Origin of the sequence: Acidisphaera sp. S103, from assembly GCF_009765975.1 — a bacterium.
Classification (GTDB): Bacteria; Pseudomonadota; Alphaproteobacteria; order Acetobacterales; family Acetobacteraceae; genus Rhodopila.
The window spans coordinates 180,525-197,160 of record NZ_LMUJ01000063.1 but is presented as its reverse complement, the minus strand read 5'-3'; the positions used below and the strand labels follow the sequence as shown (position 1 = coordinate 197,160).

The following is a 16,636-nucleotide window of genomic DNA, read 5'->3' as shown; positions in this document are numbered from 1 at the left end:
CGGCCTTACGCCGCCGCGAACGTGACGTCACCCACCACATACGCCACGTTCCCCCTTATCGCTCGGCCGATCAGGCAGTCGTCACGCGCCGCGATGGCCGCCCGTTGATAGGCATCCCGCTGCGTCCTGTCCGCTCCGCGAATGGCCGGATCGATGGTCACCCGGGTCAGTCTCGGTTTTCCGGATACCAGGGCGATGGCACCATGCGCGCGCACGAAAACCCCTGTCCGTGGCAAGGCAGCGGCGGACAGGTTGTCGCGCAGCGTGACGCCATAGCTCGAAGCGATGGCGGCGATCAGCAGTGCCTCCGGCCGCTTGCCGACACCCGAACGCGAGACCTCGCCGTCCGTGGTCACAGTGGTCCGGACATGGTTAGCGATGCCCGAATCCAGATCGACACTGCACGCGATGTCCATACCGGATACCCCCCTCGATGGCAGTAAATACAAATCCTGGTAAGGCCGGCCACAAACTGGCATATTGACGCAGGTTAATGCCGAGTCTTGCCCGGCGATGCGCCGCGACTTCGATCCCGCCTTGCCTGGTGCGGATCTCTTCTTCACCGCGCGCCTATTCGATACGATATCGGTCCAATTTGGATCGACCGCCCTACCGAAGACCGCTTTTCCGTCAGGCCATACGTGTTGCCCCACTACGCGTTGTCGAGGTGAACATGACCCGATTGGCGATGCCGCAAAAAACAGGCCTATGCGTATCATCAACCACGTCCACCCGAGCCTTCCCGCTGCTGGAGCGATTGCAAACCTACATGCCGATGACCGACGACGAGGCCGAGTTCCTGCGAGGCCTGCACGAACCGCGGCGAAAACTGCCACGGCGGCGGGAGATCATTGTCGCGGGCCATCGGTACGACACGCTGTTCATCCTGTGCGAGGGGTTTGTCTCCCGCTACAAGGTGCTGCCCGACGGCAAGCGGCAGGTGCTGAACCTGGGATTGCCCGGGGACCTGATGGGATTTCCGTCCTGCCTGTTCCAGGTCGCGGTCAATTCGGTCTCCTCGCTGACCGAGGTCGTCGTCGCACCGATCTCGTTCGCGAAGTTGTTCGGCATGTTCACGCATTTCCCGCGCCTTGCCGCCGCGTTGTTCTGGTCTTCGGCATGCGAGAGCGCCATGGACGGCGAGCATCTCGTCGATCTCGGGCGCCGGTCGGCCTATGAGCGGCTCGCGCACCTGATCCTGGAACTGCTTGTCCGGCTGCGCGCCGCCGGTCTGGCCGGCGACCTGTCCTATATGCTGCCGCTGACGCAGGAGCTGATCGCCGACGTACTGGGCCTCAGCGGCCCGCACATCAACCGGATGATCCGCTGCCTGCGGGAAGAAGGTCTCGTTACGATCGAAGACCACCTTGTCGTCGTTCATGATCTTGCGTCGCTGTCGTCGCTCGCCGGCTTCGAGGAGGGCTATCTGATACCCCGGCCGATGCCCGCCTTTCCCTCGGACGCCATCGTTTGAGGCTCGCCAGCCGCGGCTCAATGGCCCGATGACAGCTTCAGTTTCACGACATCGGTGTGGCTCAGCAGAAACACGCCTGTCGAACCGCAATCGGTCGGTCCGTCGCTCGTGTGGCTGCCGGCCCAGCGCAGGCGATACCCGCGGCCGGCCCCAGCCGACGTGGCTTCGATCATAAAGCTGCCGCCGGCCTGCGCCATGACATGCGGGTCCAGTATACACGCACCCCTGGCTGGCCGGAGCAGTGGTGTCACTTTGATCGCTGTCTGGTCGTCGGAGGAAACCGTCCGTGTGGGGTCGAAGGCGATGATATCGCCGATCCGCGGACCCATGGCCTGGGCGAGCCGCAATGCGCCGACGATCGTCACCATCAGGATCGTTCCGGCCAATCCCAGGCCGGCCAGCGCAACATGCAGATCGTTCGACTTGTCATCGTTCGCCCGCGGCATCGCGGCCAATCCCGTGGTTTCGGTGAACGTCTATGGGGAACCGGTGTCCCTTGTCGCATGGTCCAGGCGGTCCTGCTTCGATCTGGCGCATTGATGCAGATCAATAATCGGTAGCCGGGGCTGGTCTCTTGGCCAGTCTCGTGCGTCCGGGTAACGTTCGTTCGTGTGTGACAAACCGCCCGGCGGGCGCTTTTTTGCACGATCATTCAGGTTCGGGGGAAAGTGCAATGAAAACAACACGCCACTGGTTGCGTTCCGCATGGGTCGCGGCTCTTTGCATGGTGGCGGGGTCGGCCGTCGCCGCCGACTATCCAGCCCCCAAGGAAGCCGACTGGGTCGCGCATGACTTCAAGTTCCATACCGGTGACATTATGCCGGCGCTGCGGCTGCACTACACCACCATCGGCAATCCGGATGGTCAGCCTGTCCTGGTCCTGCATGGCACCGGCCAGTCCGGCCATGCCATGCTGACTCCGGGCTTCGCCGGCGAGTTGTTCGGTCCCGGCCAGACGCTGGATGCGGCGAAATACTTCATTATCCTGCCCGACGCGATCGGCGCCGGCCAATCGACCCGGCCGTCCGAGGGTTTGCGAACCAGGTTCCCCCACTACAACTACGACGACATGGTTCTGGCCCAGTATCGGTTGGTGTCCGAGGGCCTGCATATCGGCCATCTTCGCCTGGTGATCGGAAACTCGATGGGTGGGATGCAGACCTGGATGTGGGGCGAAGCGCATCCTGGCTTCATGGATGCCCTGGCCCCGATGGCGTCGCTGCCGACCGCGATGGCCAGCCGCAACTGGATGCTGCGGCGCATGATGATCGAAACGATCCGGCGGGATCCGGCATACGACAACGGAAACTATACCGTGCAGCCACCGTCGCTGCGGTTGGCGAACGTGTTCATGGGCATCGCCAGCAGTGGCGGGACGCTGGCCTATCAGGCGCTGGCGCCGACGCGGCAAAAAGCCGACGCCCTGGTGGATGAACGCCTGGCGGCACCGGCGCCGGTTGACGCCAATGACTTCATTTACCAATGGGAATCGTCCCGCGACTATGATCCGGCCCCGGAACTGAACCGGATCACGGCACCGCTGCTGGCGATCAACTCGGCCGACGACGAGCGCAATCCGCCGGAAACCGGGCTGATGACCCAAGCGCTGACGCGGGTGAAGAACGGGCATTTGCTGTTGATTCCGGCCAGTGCGGAGACCCGCGGTCACGGCACCACCGGAATGGCGAAATTCTGGCAGCAACAACTGCGGGATTTCCTGGCGACGGTGCCACGGAAGACGATGTAGTTCCGGCTGGGGTGGACATTCCCGGTACCTCCAGACAAGCTTGAGACCAAGATCCCAGGGAGGCAAACCATGCGTTTTGGACTTTTCGGCGCCGCCCAGGCGCAGCGCGGCGGACCGGACGTCGATAGCGCCGCCGGATTCAACGACTACATCGAATACCTCATCGAAGCCGAGGGCCTGGGCTATCACAGCTCCTTCATCGTCGAGCACCATTTCACCGGGTTTGGGCAGGTCTCGGCCACGCTGAACCTGCTCAGTTGGATCGGAGCTAAAACAACAAACTTGCGGCTTGGCACCGCTGTTCTTGTGCTGCCCTGGCACAATCCCGTGCTGCTGGCGGAACAAGCCGCGACCGTGGACCTGCTGTCGGGCGGGCGGCTGGATTTCGGCATCGGCAAAGGTTACCGCCATAACGAATTTGCCGGTTTCCGCATTCCGATGGAGGAAGGCGGTGCCCGTTTCGAGGAATCCATCGATATCATCACCAAATCCTGGACCTCGAACGAGCGGTTTTCGTTCCACGGAAAGTATTGGCAGTTCGACGACATCATCGTGGAGCCGCCGACCAACCAGAAGCCGCATCCGCCGTTCTGGCAGGGCGCCGGCCATGCCGAGAGCATCCGCAAGGTCGCCGCGCGCGGCCACAATCTGCTGCTGGATCAGTTCGCCTCGATCGACGAGACGATCAATCGTTTCAATACGTACAAAGCGGCGATGCTGGCCAACGGGTTTGGCTTCGATCCATCCCAGGTCGGCGTAGCGCGCGCGTTTTTCGTTGCGGATACCGCGGCGGAGAAAGAAGCGGCGGTGGAGCGGCGCATGGCCGGCCAACGGCGCCTCCACACGATCAGCCAGCGTCCCGACGGCAACAACACGGCCAGCATCATGGCATTCTCCGACACCAAGGAAGCCAGTGAGGAAAGCGCGCTGTACGGCACGCCGGACGAAATCTGCCGCAAGATCGAACGGCTGCAGGCGCAGGGTGTCGAATATATCCTGCTGAACGGCGGCGGAACCTCTCGGCAGAACCTGCGCCGCTTCGCCAGGGAAGTGATGCCGCATTTCCGGACCGAGGGGTCATCCAGCACGGCAGCGGCGGAGTAGGTGCATCATGACTGATCGGGTCGCCATCGTTACGGGTGGGCTGCGCGGCCTGGGGCGCGGCATGACCTTGGGCCTGGCCGCATCGGGCGTGCGGGTCCTGGCTGTCGGACATCTGCCGGAGGATGTCGCGCCCATGGAGGGGACGACGAATGTCCGCCCGATGGTCGCGGACCTGCGGTCCCCGGCGGCCTGCGACAAGGTGGTAGCCGAGGCGTTGTCGGTGTTCGGGCGGCTGGACATCCTGGTCAACAATGCCGGCCTGACCTTCACCTATATCGATCCCGCCCGATTTCGCCGTGAAAAGCCCCGGAAATTCTGGGAGGTGAAGGACGAGGTGATCCAGAACGTGATGGACACCAACTATGTCGCCGCCGACCAGATGGGACGCCGCGTGGCGCCGATCCTGGTGAACCAGGGCTGGGGCCGTATCGTCAACGTGACGACCAAGCTGGACACGATGAACCGGGAGGGGTCGGTTCCCTACGGGTCGTCCAAGGCGGCGCTGGAGATGACGACGGAAATCTGGGCCAAGGAAGCCGCCGGGTCCGGCATGACGGTGAATATCGTCAATCCGGGTGCTGGGGCGAACACGCCTGGCATGAACCAGGAACTGAAGGACTGGAGCCGCGAGGGACGGGTACCGAGGCTGGTCGAGCCGGATGAGATGGTGCCGCCGCTGCTGTTTGTCGTTTCGACAGCGGCCGACAAGGTGAACGGCTACCGGTTCGATGCACTGACATGGGACGTTTCGCTGGCCCCTGCCGACGCCGCTCGCAAAAACGGCCGTCCGGCGGGGTTTGTTCTGCATCCGCAGGATGAGGCCGCGTTTCCGGCGGTGTGACCGTGTGCCGCGGCCGGGACTCCATGGCCGCCTGTGAACGAAAAACGCCTGCAAAGGAAACCGTCTGTGGAAAACTGGAACCCGAAACCTCTCGATCCGGGTCTGATCGAACTGCACCGGCGCGGTTCGGGAAAGCCGTTGGTGCTGATCCATTGCCTTGGTCAGTCGTGGCGTTTCTGGGACGTGCTGGATCCGCTGATGGAGCGGAATGAGCTGATCGCCTACAGCTTGCCCGGTCATCCCGGGACGCCGCTGCCCGGCCACCAGTACGGCGTGCCGGAATTGACCGAACAACTGCGTCAGGTCGCGTTGCGCGACGGGCTGACCCGGTTTCACCTGATGGGTATCTCCCTGGGCGGCAGCGTGGCGCAGCATTTCGCCGGCACTTATCCCGACATGGTGGACAGGCTGGTGCTGGCCGATTGCTCGCCTCGTTACGATGACGAGTCACGGGCCAACTGGCCGGTGCGGGCGGCGGCGGCGCGCAAGGACGGGGTGAAAAGCCTGATTCCGTTTCTGATGCAGGTGTTCTTCACCGCCGATTCGCTGACCGAGAACGGCCCGGACGTTCGTCACGTGCGCGAGACGTTCGAGGCATGCGACGGCGAAGGCTATGCCCTGGCCTGCGAGGCACTCGCCATGCTCGATGCTCGGGAGCAGACGAGGAAAGTCACCGCATCCACGCTGATCATGCTGGGGTCGAACGAACGCCAGTCGTTCAAGGACGCGGCGAAATGGATGAATGAAACCATCGCGGGCAGTCGGGTGGTGGAAGTGCCGGCCGCCGGGTACGCTTCGGTGCGGGAACGACCGGCGTTTGCCTTGCAACAGTTGCGGGCGTTTCTGGACTGAGCGTTGGGGTCGTTACTATTGCTGCATGGCAGCGATAGCGGGCCGCCGAATCGTACGGAGGGATTTATGGTTCTTCAATACAAGCAGCTTAAGACCTTCGCGCCCCCTTCCGGCGTCGGCACGGACGCTGAGGCAGGTTTTATAAGGCGGATTAGCGGGATACAGATGGATGAAGGGGATGCGTGGTTGTGGACGCCGGTCACCGAACGGATTGTTGGGTGTGCTTTTCGGGTTGGTCAATGCGCTCGATCATGGGTTGGTTGAGAAGGTCTACCAGAATGCCCTTGCGCATGAGATGCGAAAGTCCGGGTGCAGCGGCGGGGGATCGTGGTCTTTTGCGACGAGGTGATTGTTGGCGAATAGACCGCCGACCTGCTGGTCGAGGATCAGGTCATCGTCGAACTCAAAGTTGTGGGCGCGCTGAGCGATGTACATGTCCCGCAACGCCGAAATTACTTGCGGGCGACCGGCAATATGTTTGGATTTCGGATCATATTCGGTCAACCCAAAGTCGAAATCCGCCGCATCACCGCCCAAGCCTGTTTGCGGAACAAACCCCCTTCATCTCCCCTTATCCCGCTTCATCCGCCTTAAAAAAGAAAAGCCATGGCCGTGGCTCCGACGGGCCGGGTTTCATTCATGGCGGGTGGGACTGCCGGTGGAAACTTATGCCAGCCGCCGTTGACGTTGACACATCAGGCTCGTCTTGGGCCGGCGAAGTCCGGGGCATCCGATCCGGCAACATTACGGTGGCAGATGGCCCGGACTGGCCCCGGGCCATCACGAGGTTGGGGCGTCAATGTCAACGCGACTGAGTGCAAATCCAGATCGGTCAGCTTTCCGAAGAAATTCTGATAATACAATATTTTTCACGCCGGTTTGGCGACCGTTTCCAGATTGCGGCCGCTGGTTTCGCGCGCCATCAGCAGGGTCAGGCCGGCGGAGGTGAATTGGAACGCGGCCATCAGTCCCCATACCAGGGCCAGGTTGTCGGCGCTGATCAGCAAGCCCGCCACGACGGGCGAAACCATGCCGCCGAACCGTCCCCAGCCCATGGCAATCGCGGTCCCCTTGCCGCGTATGCGCACCGGGTAGACCTCCGGCGTGTACACCGTCATCGCCAGCGAGCCGATATCGGCGAAGAACCCGTATAACATCGCTGTCGCCAGCAGCGCGGTTTCCGTCGTTGCCTGGGTGAACAGCAGCGCCGCGCCGCCGGCGACGCCATAGCCGATCACGATCAGCGCCTTGCGGCCGAACAGGTCGATCAGGCTGAACGCGAACACCCGCCCCACCACCGATGTGCCCGCCACGATGAATGTATAGACCAGCGTCCGGGTCAGGTTGATATGGTAATAAGTCGCGAAAATCGACGGCAGCCACACGCTGAACGCGGTTGCCGCAAAGCCGGAGCAGAACCACATCAGCCAGGTATGCGCGACCCGGCGGGCATACCGCGGGGTGAACAGATCGCCGAACGTCGCATCGCGCACCGGTGGCGTCAGGGGTTCGGCGGCGATTTCACGGTGGGCCTGGTCGATCATCGTGTCGTTGACACCGACATAGGCCAGGGACGTTCGGGCTTCGTCGTGCCGGCCTCGATCGGCCAGCCAGCGCGGCGATTCCGGGACGCCCCGGCGGATGAAGAAGACCAGCACCGCCGGCAACGCGCCCAGCGCGAACAGCCAGCGCCAGCCCAGATGCGGCACGATCAGAAGACCGGCGCCGGCCGCGGCGAAGATGCCGATCGGCCAGCACAGCGGCAGCATGGCGCTGACCCGGCCGCGAATGCGTGCGGGGGCATATTCGGCGACCAGCGCCTGGTCGATCGGCACCATGCCGCCCAGACCCAGGCCAGTCAGGAAGCGGGCGCCGATCAGAAAACCAAGCGACATCGACAGGCCGGCGATGCCGGTGCAGATGGAGAACATCAGCACCGTCGCCGCGAACACGACACGCCGGCCCCAGCGGTCGGCGACCCAGCCCCACATCCACGATCCCAGCCCCATCCCCGCGAGGGCCGAGGAACCGATCAGGCCGACCTGCGTGGGGTCGAGTCGGAATTCCTGCCTGATCATCGGCAGCGCGTAGGAGACGATAACGATATCGAACGAGTCGAAGAAAAACCCGAAGGCCGCCACGCCAATGATGAAGATCAGGGCGTTGTTCAGCGTGATCTTGTCGATCGCCCGCCCGATCAGTTCCGGTGTCAGCTTCTGACTCATATGGTTTCGTTTCCCTGCCGGCGACTTTTGCTGTTTTGCCGACGTTGATCCACCCCGCCGGCCAGCGCAAGCGTGCGGCGATTTTACCTCAGCCCCGCCGCGCGCTATCCAGGGCGCAGCGCAGGGGAGAACGCGGATGATCGACGAGACGCATGCTGCCGACCGAACCAGTTGGATCGCATCCGCCAACGGCCACGCGACATTCCCTATCCAAAACCTTCCGCTTGGGGTGTTCAGCCCTCAAGGCGGCGCTGCTCGGGGTGGCATTGCGATCGGGGAGAGCATTTTCGACATCGGCGCGGCGCTGGAGGCCGATTTATTCTCCGGTGCGGCGCGCGAGGCCGCCGAAGCGGCGAGCGGCCGGACTTTGAACCCGTTGCTGGAAGCAGGGCCAGCCGCGCGCCAAGCGTTGCGGCGCCGCGTCGGCGAAATCCTGGACGCCAAAGGTGCTGGTATAGCGAAGATCCGGGCCATCAGCCGGCTTGTGCATGATGCCTCCGGGTGCGTGATGCAATTGCCGGCGGCCATTGGCGACTTCACCGATTTCTTTGCCGGGATTCACCACGCGCACACCGCGGGTATGATCAACCGGCCGGACAATCCGCTGATGCCGAACTACAAATATGTTCCTGTCGCGTATCATAGCCGAGCGTCTTCGGTGCGGACGGGGGGTGGTTTGGTAAGGCGGCCGAACGGGCAACGTAAGTTGCCGGAGCAGGATGCTCCGGATTTCGGGCCTTGCCGCAACCTGGATTACGAGCTGGAGTTGGGCGTCTGGATCGGACCGGGCAACGAACTCGGCTCACCCATTCCGATCGCCGAGGCGTCGCGGCACATCGCCGGGTTCTGCCTGCTGAACGACTGGTCGGCGCGCGATATCCAGGCCTGGGAGTCGCAGCCTCTGGGTCCGTTTTTGTCCAAGAGTCTTTCGACGTTCGTGTCACCCTGGATCGTCACCTCGGAGGCGCTGGCGCCGTTCCGCATGGCGCAGCCGCCTCGTCCGGCCGGCGATCCGGCGCCGTTGCCGCATTTGAACGACGTGGCGGATCAGGCGCGCGGGTGCTTCGGCATCGACTTCCAGGTGCTGTTGCTGACGCCGCGGATGCGGGCGGCGGGGGCGGCGCCGCATGTGCTGTCGCGGGCAAATGCGTCGATGCTGTATTGGACCGCAGCGCAGATGGTGGCGCACCACACGTCCAACGGCTGCGACCTGCGGCCGGGGGACCTGTTCGGCAGCGGCACGGTCTCGGGGACCGTGCCGGGGTCAGAGGGGTGCCTGCTGGAGATGACACGCGGCGGGCGCAATCCGGTGTCGCTGCCGGGCGGTGAGACGCGCACCTATCTGATGGATGGTGACGAGGTCATTTTCCGTGGCACGGCGCGGCGGGATGGCTACGCCTCGATCGGCTTTGGTGAATGCCGGGGGACGATTGGCGAGGCGCTGGCCTTGGGGTGACGGCTGGCCCCATTCAGAGCGATAAAATCGCGGCGACCCGGGCCAAAACCGCCTCGACCAGTCCTGGGGGCGAATCCGCAACATAGCGGACATGGCGCGCGACGTAGTCGATACTTTTTGTCTGGTCAGCCAACACCACGCCGCCAACCCGAGCACCGGGCGGAATGGGGATCTCGAATGGCCAGCCTCGCTGGCTGCTGGTGACCGGGGCGGCAAAAATGTAGCCGGTCAAATCGTTGAATTCCCGGTCGGACAATACCAGCGCAGGCCGCTCACCGGACTGCTCTCGACCCACGCGGGGATCGAGTACCAGCCCGCCGAAGTCGCCGCGCGCCGGTATGTAACCGGCCCGTGCCATCAGATGATTTCACGCCCCACCGGCGGCCCCCAATCGGCCGGATCCGGCCGGTTCTCCGGCTTGCACTGCGCCAGCAAGTCCGCGAGATTCAGCCGCTTGCGGCGGATCACCAAGTGGTTGCCTTCGACCAGCACGTCCACCTGGGCGCCTTCCCTCAGGCCGACCTGCTCCAGCATTGGCTTGGGAAGCCGAACGCCAACGCTGTTGCCCCATTTATGCAGAGTGACCGCCATCCCGGCCTCCTGATACCGTTCTGGCTATACATAGTATATTTCAGCCAACCAGCGAGCCCAGCCGACAAGCACGCTGCGGCAGGGAACTTCATTCCGCCACCGCCGGCAGCCGTTTCACGCCCTGGTCTATTTCTTCGATGGAACGGCCCTTGGTTTCGACGCCCAGGAACAGATAGACCGCGCCCGCCAGGGCGAACCAGCATGCCAGGTACAGGAACGCCGGTTGAATCGCGGTCAGTGTGGCCTCCGGCTTCACCACGTTGGAGCTGCCGACGACCAGGGCCAAACCCAGCGGGCCGATGATCTTGCCGAGGCCGCCGAACCCATAGGCGCTGCCCATGCCGGAGGTGCGCAGATGCGAGGGCCATACCTCGGCCGCATACGGCCCGACCACCGCGAACCCGCCATCGAAAAAGAAGGCGGCGCAGATCAGCAGCAGCCAGAACACCGAGACACCAAACACCATGTCGGCGTGGCAGAGTCCCGCCAACATGACGAACAGCGCCGCGCCGAAGCCCATCAGCCCCCCGGACGGGCGCCGGCCCATCCATTCCGACAGCCAGGAAAACGCAAACCGTCCGGCGACACCGGCCAGCGTCACCCCGATCATCGCCCTGGCGGCCTGCGCCGGCGACACCTGCAGCACCAGCACGAACAGCGTCGGCGCCCACAGCACCACGCCGTAGGCGCCGGTCTGAGCGCCCAGATTGCCCAGCCAGGACACGACTAGGCTGCGCGGATACTTAAACAGGTCGAGGAAGCGCGTCGGTGTCGATTCGCACTCCAGCGCCGTGGGGTCGGGCAGGTCGTTCGGATCCATCTCCAGCGCCCAGGCGAGCGATTTCTTGGCATCGGCGACGCGGCCCTGGCGCAGCAGCCAGCGGGGGGATTCCGGCACCCACACGCGGATCAGCAGCACCGCCAGCGCCGGCAGCACGCCGGCGGCGAACAGGCCGCGCCAGCCGATCAGGGGGGTCAGGTAGCCGCCGAACAGGCTGCCGATCATCACCCCGAGCGGGATGAACGCGGTCACCACGCCACCGATGAACCCGCGTTTGGAGGCGGGCATGAACTCCTGCACCAACGGCAGGTCGACGCAGTAAAGGCCGCCGACGCCGAACCCGACGACCGTGCGCATCAAGGTCAGGTATATCCAGCCGTTGTCCGGGGTGAAGTACAGCGCCCCGGTGGCCAGTGAGAAATTGAGGATTGTGAGGTTGAACACCGGCCGGCGGCCGATCTTGTCTGCCATCCAGCCCCAGAACGCCGCGCCCACCATGGCGCCGATGCCCGAGGACAGCAGCACGATCGCCGACCGCAGAAATGTCAGCATCCACGGCCCGACCACGAAGGCCAGCACGAACCCGATCAGGAAGTAATCGAAGAATTCCAGCATATCGCCCAAGATCGCCGCGGCAATGATGCGCTTCTGATTGCCGGTCAGCGATCGTCGCTGGTCCAGGACCTCAAACATCCGTTTTCCCCTCCGCCGCGGGCTTTCACAACCCGGTCCGCGCCCAGTTCGGCGGTCTGCCGCAAGCGTGTTGGAACGACGCTGGCACATCACACCTCGTTCGGCCAGAGGCGCGCCGGCGGTTTGGGTGCGTTCGGTTCATCCGGCGCTTGGGTTGGGACCGGCTACTGGGTTTGGTGGGCCAATTCACCCAACACTTGGGAGCCAGGCGTTGGGATCGGCCCACCGGGGCTATGCCGGAATGGAAAGGTGGCATCGCATTGTATTCGCATAGTCAATCCGCGTTCGGGCTGGTTGCGCTACCAATCATCCGGGCCCCGGGTTTCCCGAGCGGAGTGGGTTGCCCGCGCCCGCTGCTCATCTTCCGATCCGGGTGGCCGGTGGCGGAAAAGCTGTTCCGGTGCCTCGGAAATATGGCCGGAATCCGGTTGATGGCGACACGCCCGGGCCATCGGCGAAAACCCGGAATATTAATTTTTTCACTAGGCGATCAGTTCAAGCGAAATATGATTGTCAATTGCCACCGAGCCAACTATTAGACTTGGCATGAGCCGAAGCCCTTATGATCCTGTGGTGTTGAAGGAGCGTGCGGAATTGTGGCGCGCGGAGGCGGCTGCCGCGACGGTGGACGCCATGCGCACCTTCTGCCTGACCGAGGCGGCTTACTGTGAGCGCCGCGTCCAGATGTCGCTTTCAACGCCCGTGATTCGTGAAGTTGGCCGACCGGTGCTGCGCTTTCAAGCGTGGCATGATGTCAATCTGAGTTCCTGACCGGACGGCGGAACAGACGTCACGGCCCGTCGGGTTTGGCGGGCATCACAATCAGACTGATCGCTGACGCCTGTTTCAATCAGGAACCGGTTGCTTTGCCGGGATCGTAAGGGTCCCCTGAGACATATCCAAATCAATTGTCGTGACACGCTGCCGGGGTTGACGGCTTCGCCGCTCGGGTCGCCGCGCACGCCCTGAGGCTTGACCCGAGGGTCGTTTCTCGCACTGGCATGCGGCGGAGAACCGGCGCGAACGCTTGACAGCGGCGGTGAAACCGGGAAATCATACGTATACAAACGATCTGGTGGGGCATGGGAAGTTACTTCCGACCATCAAGCCTTTCCGACGCGCTGGCAGCCCTGGCCGCGCGGCCCCCGTTGGTTCCGTTGGCCGGGGGCACCGATTTCTACCCGTCTCGGGTGGTCCAAACGCCGGATGAAGCTGTTCTCGACATTGCCGCCCTGCCCGGCTTGCGCCGGATCGAGGCGCGCGCCGATCACTGGTGGATCCCCTGCCTCGCCACCTGGACCGACATCATTGAAACCGCGTTGCCATCGGTGTTCGACGGCCTGAAGCAGGCGGCGCGCCAGGTGGGCGGGGTGCAGATCCAAAACGCCGGCACGCTGGCGGGCAATGTCTGCAATGCCAGTCCCGCCGCCGACGGCATCCCCTGCCTGCTGGCGTTGGAGGCGAGCGTCGAACTGGCCAGCGTGGCTGGCAATCGGGTTCTGCCCCTGGCGGATTTTCTTCTGGGTCCGCGCAAAACCGCTCGCCGGCCGGACGAACTGGTGCTTGGCCTGCGCATTCCACGTTCGGATGAAACGGCGCGGTCGGTGTTTCTGAAGCTCGGCGCCCGGCGCTATCTGGTGATCTCCATCGCCATGGTCGCCGCCGTGATCACGCGGGCGGCGGATGGCCGGATCGCTCGGGTTCGGGTCGCCGCTGGCGCTTGCTCCGCCACCGCGCAACGGCTGCCGGCGCTGGAAGACGCGTTGATCGGCACGTTCGGCGATACGGTGGGTATTGTGGGCGAGCATCTGGCGCCGCTGTCGCCGATCGGCGACATACGGGCGACGGCGGCGTACCGGCGCCAGGCGGTCGGCACCTTGCTGCGGCGGGCGGTGGCGGCATGAGGTCGCCCGCTGAGCGCATCGGGTTCACGCTGAATGGGTTGCCGGTCCAGGTCCAGGCGGATCCGATGCAACGCCTGGCCGATGTGCTGCGCGACACGCTGGGACTGACCGGCACCAAGATCGGCTGCAATGCCGGCGATTGCGGCGCCTGCACGGTGCTGCTGGATGGGCGGCAGGTCTGTGCCTGCCTGGTGCCCGTTGTTCGGGTAGACGGGCGCAGCGTGGTTACGGTGGAGGGGTTGGCTCGGGACGGGGCGCCGAACGCGCTGCAAGATGCCTTTCTGCGACACGGGGCCGCGCAATGCGGGTTCTGCACGCCGGGGATGCTGATGGCGGCGTCGCAGTTGCTGGCGGAAAACCCCGAACCGACGGAGGTCGCGGTGCAGGATGCCCTGGGCGGCGTGCTGTGCCGTTGCACGGGATACCGGACGATCATCGAGGCGGTGCTGGACGTCGCGGCAGGCCGTCCGACGGCCAATCCCGAACTGGGGGCGGTCGGGGCGAGGGTGGCGAAAGTCGATGGCATTGCCAAACTGACCGGTAGCGACCGTTTCGGCGCGGACAGCTTGCCGCAGGAAGCCGAACTGTCGCTGCGCGCGGTGCGCAGCCCGCACGCCCATGCGCGGTTTACGCTGGGTGACTGGGCGCCTGTGCTGGCGGCGCATCCCGGCCTGGTCCGGGTGCTGACGGCCGCCGACGTGCCGGGACGCAACCTGTATGGCATCTATCCCACGGGCAAGGACCAGCCGGTGCTGGCGGAGAGCCATGTCAGGCATCGTGGGGAAGCGGTGTGTGCGTTGGTCGGGGATGCGGAGACACTCGCGGCGATCCGCGACGCCGACCTGCCGATCACCTGGGACGTGCTGCCGGAGGTGACGTTTGAAAACGCCGGGACCTCGGCCGATCTGCATGCGCATGCGCCGGGCAATGTGCTGTGCCGTGGCCGCGTCGTTTGCGGCGACGTCGACGGGACGCTGGCGAACGCCACGATACGCGCGGAAATCGCCACGCGCAGCGGGTTCGTCGAGCATGCTTATATTGAGCCCGAAGCGGGTTACGCGCGCCGCGTCGGAGACCGGATCGAGATCGTCGCCTGCACCCAGACCCCTTATATGGATCGTGACGAATTGGGGCCGATCCTTGGTATCCCGGCTACGGATGTGCGGATCGTGCCCACAGCGGTCGGTGGCGGGTTTGGCGGCAAGCTGGACCTGTCGGTGCAGCCGCTGACCGCGATCGCGGCGTGGCTGCTGCGCCGGCCGGTGCGGATGGTCTACACGCGGCCCGAAAGCATGGCGGCGACGACGAAGCGGCATCCGTCGCGCATCACCGCCTCGGCGGCGGCCGATGCGGACGGCAGGCTGACCGCGTTCCGGTTTCATGGCGATTTCGATACCGGCGCGTACGCAAGCTGGGGGCCGACCGTCGCCAACCGTGTGCCGGTGCATGCGATGGGTCCTTATGTGGTGCCCCACGTGCGTTGCACCACCACGGCGATCCATACCAACGGGCCGCCCTCTGGCGCGTTTCGCGGGTTCGGCGTGCCGCAGGCGGCGATCGCGGGTGAGGCTTTGATGGATATGCTGGCGGTTCGGGTTGGCCTCGATAAGCTGGAATTCCGCCGGCGCAATGCGCTGGGCGTCGGCAGCACGATCGCCACGGGGCAGGTGCTGGGCGAAGGCGCGGCGCTGCCCGAATGCCTGGATGCGCTGCGGCCGCGCTGGCGGGCGTTGCTGGCGGAGGCGGCGGATTTCAATGCGCGGGCACCGGCGCATTTGCGCCGCGGCGCCGGGGTCGCTTGCATGTGGTACGGGATCGGCAACACCAGCCTGTCCAATCCGTCGGAGATGGTGATCGGCGTGACGCGGGCTGGCGGGGTCACGCTGTTCTCGGGGGCGGTGGATATCGGCCAGGGGTCCAACACCATCATGCTGCAAATCGCGGCCGAGGCATTGGGGGTGCCGGTGGGCTCGATCGACCTGATTGCCGGCGATACCGACCTGACTCGCGATGCGGGAAAGACCAGCGCATCCCGGCAGACGTTTGTCAGTGGTAATGCGGTGCGACTGGCGGGGATGGCGTTGCGGTCGGCGATTCTGCGGCGGGCCAATGTCGGGCCGGATGCGGCGATCCGGGTCAGCGGCGGCATCATCCAGGTTGGTGAGACGATGCTTGATCCCGCGACCATGCCGGTGGACTCGGATGGTCTGGTGCTGCGCGGCGAAGGGCGGTTCGATCCGCCGACCACGCCGCTGGACGCGGATGGGCAGGGCATCCCCTATGCCAGCTACGCCTTCGCGGCCCAAGCTGCCCTGGTGGAGGTGGATCTCGAACTCGGCACGGTGCGTTGCCGGCGGATCGTTGCCGCGCATGATGTGGGGCGGGCGATCAACCCGCAGCAGGTCGAGGGGCAGATCCAGGGTGGGGTGGCGCAGGGCCTCGGGCTGGCGTTGATGGAGGAATTCGTGCCGGGACGGACCGACAATTTGCACGACTACCTGATCCCCACCATTGGCGACGTACCGCCGATCGAAACCATCCTGATCGAACGGGCCGACCCGCTGGGTCCGTACGGCGCGAAGGGCGTGGGGGAACCCGCACTGATCGCGACCGCGCCGGCGATCCTGAATGCCATCGCGGCGGCGACGGGCGTGCGGCTGACCCAGGTGCCCGCGACGCCGGATCGCGTGCTGGCGGCGTTGCAGGAAGCGGGGTCGCATGACGAATAATCATGCGGCGACCGATGCGCCTGAGGAGGCCGCGCTGCTGCGGCTGCAGGAGGGACGCGACGAGCAGCGGGCTCTGACCGTCCTGGCGGACGTGGGCGCGCCAGCCACGCCTGATGGCAGCGGTCCGGACAAAGGCGTGGATGGCGGGCCTGCGCCCGCCATGACGGGGGTAGGCGTCGCCGCCATGACGGGGGTGGACGTCGCGGCCGTGACGGGGGTGGACGTCGCGGCCATGACGG

Annotated in this window: 18 protein-coding genes; 12 read left to right on the top strand and 6 right to left on the bottom strand. The window is 64.8% G+C overall.

Annotated elements, in window-relative coordinates:
• Positions 1–5: 5 nt before the first annotated feature.
• Positions 6–416, bottom strand: a complete 411-nt coding sequence (locus GSQ89_RS21725; RefSeq protein ID WP_158929117.1) for an OsmC family protein — start codon at positions 414–416, stop codon at positions 6–8.
• A gap of 272 nt (positions 417–688) precedes the next feature.
• Here GSQ89_RS21725 and GSQ89_RS21720 point away from each other — a divergent pair, with 272 nt between their 5' ends.
• Entirely contained in the window at positions 689–1,474 is a 786-nt protein-coding gene (locus GSQ89_RS21720) for a Crp/Fnr family transcriptional regulator (protein WP_158929115.1), read from the top strand.
• A 17-nt stretch (positions 1,475–1,491) separates the two neighbouring features.
• On the opposite strand, the gene GSQ89_RS21715 is transcribed toward GSQ89_RS21720, so the two are convergent.
• Entirely contained in the window at positions 1,492–1,920 is a 429-nt protein-coding gene (locus GSQ89_RS21715) for a hypothetical protein (protein ID WP_158929113.1), read from the bottom strand.
• Positions 1,921–2,147: 227 nt separating this feature from the next.
• Between GSQ89_RS21715 and GSQ89_RS21710 the strand changes: the two genes are divergently transcribed.
• The 6 genes from GSQ89_RS21710 (at position 2,148) to GSQ89_RS40200 (ending at position 6,612) form a co-directional block, all read left to right on the top strand.
• Positions 2,148–3,221: an alpha/beta fold hydrolase gene (locus tag GSQ89_RS21710; protein ID WP_158929111.1), complete on the top strand. Its 1,074-nt coding sequence runs from the start codon at positions 2,148–2,150 to the stop codon at positions 3,219–3,221.
• Positions 3,222–3,290: 69 nt separating this feature from the next.
• Positions 3,291–4,325: an LLM class flavin-dependent oxidoreductase gene (locus GSQ89_RS21705; RefSeq protein ID WP_158929110.1), complete on the top strand. Its 1,035-nt coding sequence runs from the start codon at positions 3,291–3,293 to the stop codon at positions 4,323–4,325.
• Positions 4,326–4,332: 7 nt separating this feature from the next.
• Positions 4,333–5,166 (top strand): SDR family NAD(P)-dependent oxidoreductase, encoded by an 834-nt coding sequence (locus tag GSQ89_RS21700; RefSeq protein WP_158929108.1) that lies wholly within the window; start codon positions 4,333–4,335, stop codon positions 5,164–5,166.
• A 66-nt stretch (positions 5,167–5,232) separates the two neighbouring features.
• Positions 5,233–6,018 carry an alpha/beta fold hydrolase gene (locus GSQ89_RS21695; RefSeq protein ID WP_158929106.1) on the top strand — a complete coding sequence of 262 codons (786 nt, stop codon included), beginning with the start codon at positions 5,233–5,235 and terminating at the stop codon, positions 6,016–6,018.
• A gap of 169 nt (positions 6,019–6,187) precedes the next feature.
• Complete coding sequence (locus GSQ89_RS40205) at positions 6,188–6,367, top strand: GxxExxY protein (protein WP_216856310.1); 180 nt, start codon at positions 6,188–6,190, stop codon at positions 6,365–6,367.
• A gap of 62 nt (positions 6,368–6,429) precedes the next feature.
• Entirely contained in the window at positions 6,430–6,612 is a 183-nt protein-coding gene (locus GSQ89_RS40200) for a hypothetical protein (RefSeq protein WP_371734281.1), read from the top strand.
• Between the two features lie 275 nt (positions 6,613–6,887).
• Here the strand turns inward: GSQ89_RS40200 and GSQ89_RS21685 are convergent, their stop codons facing one another.
• Complete coding sequence (locus GSQ89_RS21685; RefSeq protein WP_158929104.1) at positions 6,888–8,243, bottom strand: MFS transporter; 1,356 nt, start codon at positions 8,241–8,243, stop codon at positions 6,888–6,890.
• 136 nt (positions 8,244–8,379) lie between these two features.
• On the opposite strand from GSQ89_RS21685, the gene fahA reads away from it, so the two are divergent.
• Positions 8,380–9,699, top strand: a complete 1,320-nt coding sequence (gene fahA / locus GSQ89_RS21680) for a fumarylacetoacetase (protein WP_158929102.1) — start codon at positions 8,380–8,382, stop codon at positions 9,697–9,699.
• A 13-nt stretch (positions 9,700–9,712) separates the two neighbouring features.
• On the opposite strand, the gene GSQ89_RS21675 is transcribed toward fahA, so the two are convergent.
• The 3 genes from GSQ89_RS21675 to GSQ89_RS21665 form a co-directional block, all read right to left on the bottom strand.
• Positions 9,713–10,057, bottom strand: coding sequence for a type II toxin-antitoxin system PemK/MazF family toxin (locus GSQ89_RS21675; protein WP_158929100.1), 345 nt, complete (start codon positions 10,055–10,057; stop codon positions 9,713–9,715).
• Positions 10,057–10,290: an AbrB/MazE/SpoVT family DNA-binding domain-containing protein gene (locus GSQ89_RS21670; RefSeq protein WP_158929098.1), complete on the bottom strand. Its 234-nt coding sequence runs from the start codon at positions 10,288–10,290 to the stop codon at positions 10,057–10,059. The genes GSQ89_RS21675 and GSQ89_RS21670 overlap by 1 nt, the downstream gene beginning before the upstream one ends.
• 88 nt (positions 10,291–10,378) lie before the next feature.
• Positions 10,379–11,764, bottom strand: a complete 1,386-nt coding sequence (locus GSQ89_RS21665) for an MFS transporter (protein WP_158929096.1) — start codon at positions 11,762–11,764, stop codon at positions 10,379–10,381.
• 510 nt (positions 11,765–12,274) lie between these two features.
• Here GSQ89_RS21665 and GSQ89_RS21660 point away from each other — a divergent pair.
• From GSQ89_RS21660 to GSQ89_RS21645, 4 genes are all read left to right on the top strand, one after another.
• Entirely contained in the window at positions 12,275–12,535 is a 261-nt protein-coding gene (locus GSQ89_RS21660) for a hypothetical protein (RefSeq protein ID WP_158929094.1), read from the top strand.
• Positions 12,536–12,846: 311 nt separating this feature from the next.
• Complete coding sequence (locus GSQ89_RS21655; RefSeq protein ID WP_158929092.1) at positions 12,847–13,668, top strand: xanthine dehydrogenase family protein subunit M; 822 nt, start codon at positions 12,847–12,849, stop codon at positions 13,666–13,668.
• Entirely contained in the window at positions 13,665–16,397 is a 2,733-nt protein-coding gene (locus GSQ89_RS21650; protein WP_158929090.1) for a molybdopterin cofactor-binding domain-containing protein, read from the top strand. The genes GSQ89_RS21655 and GSQ89_RS21650 overlap by 4 nt, the downstream gene beginning before the upstream one ends.
• Positions 16,387–16,636, top strand: a 250-nt coding sequence (locus GSQ89_RS21645) for a hypothetical protein (RefSeq protein ID WP_216856309.1), incomplete at its 3' end; no start/stop codon positions are given. The genes GSQ89_RS21650 and GSQ89_RS21645, both read left to right, overlap by 11 nt.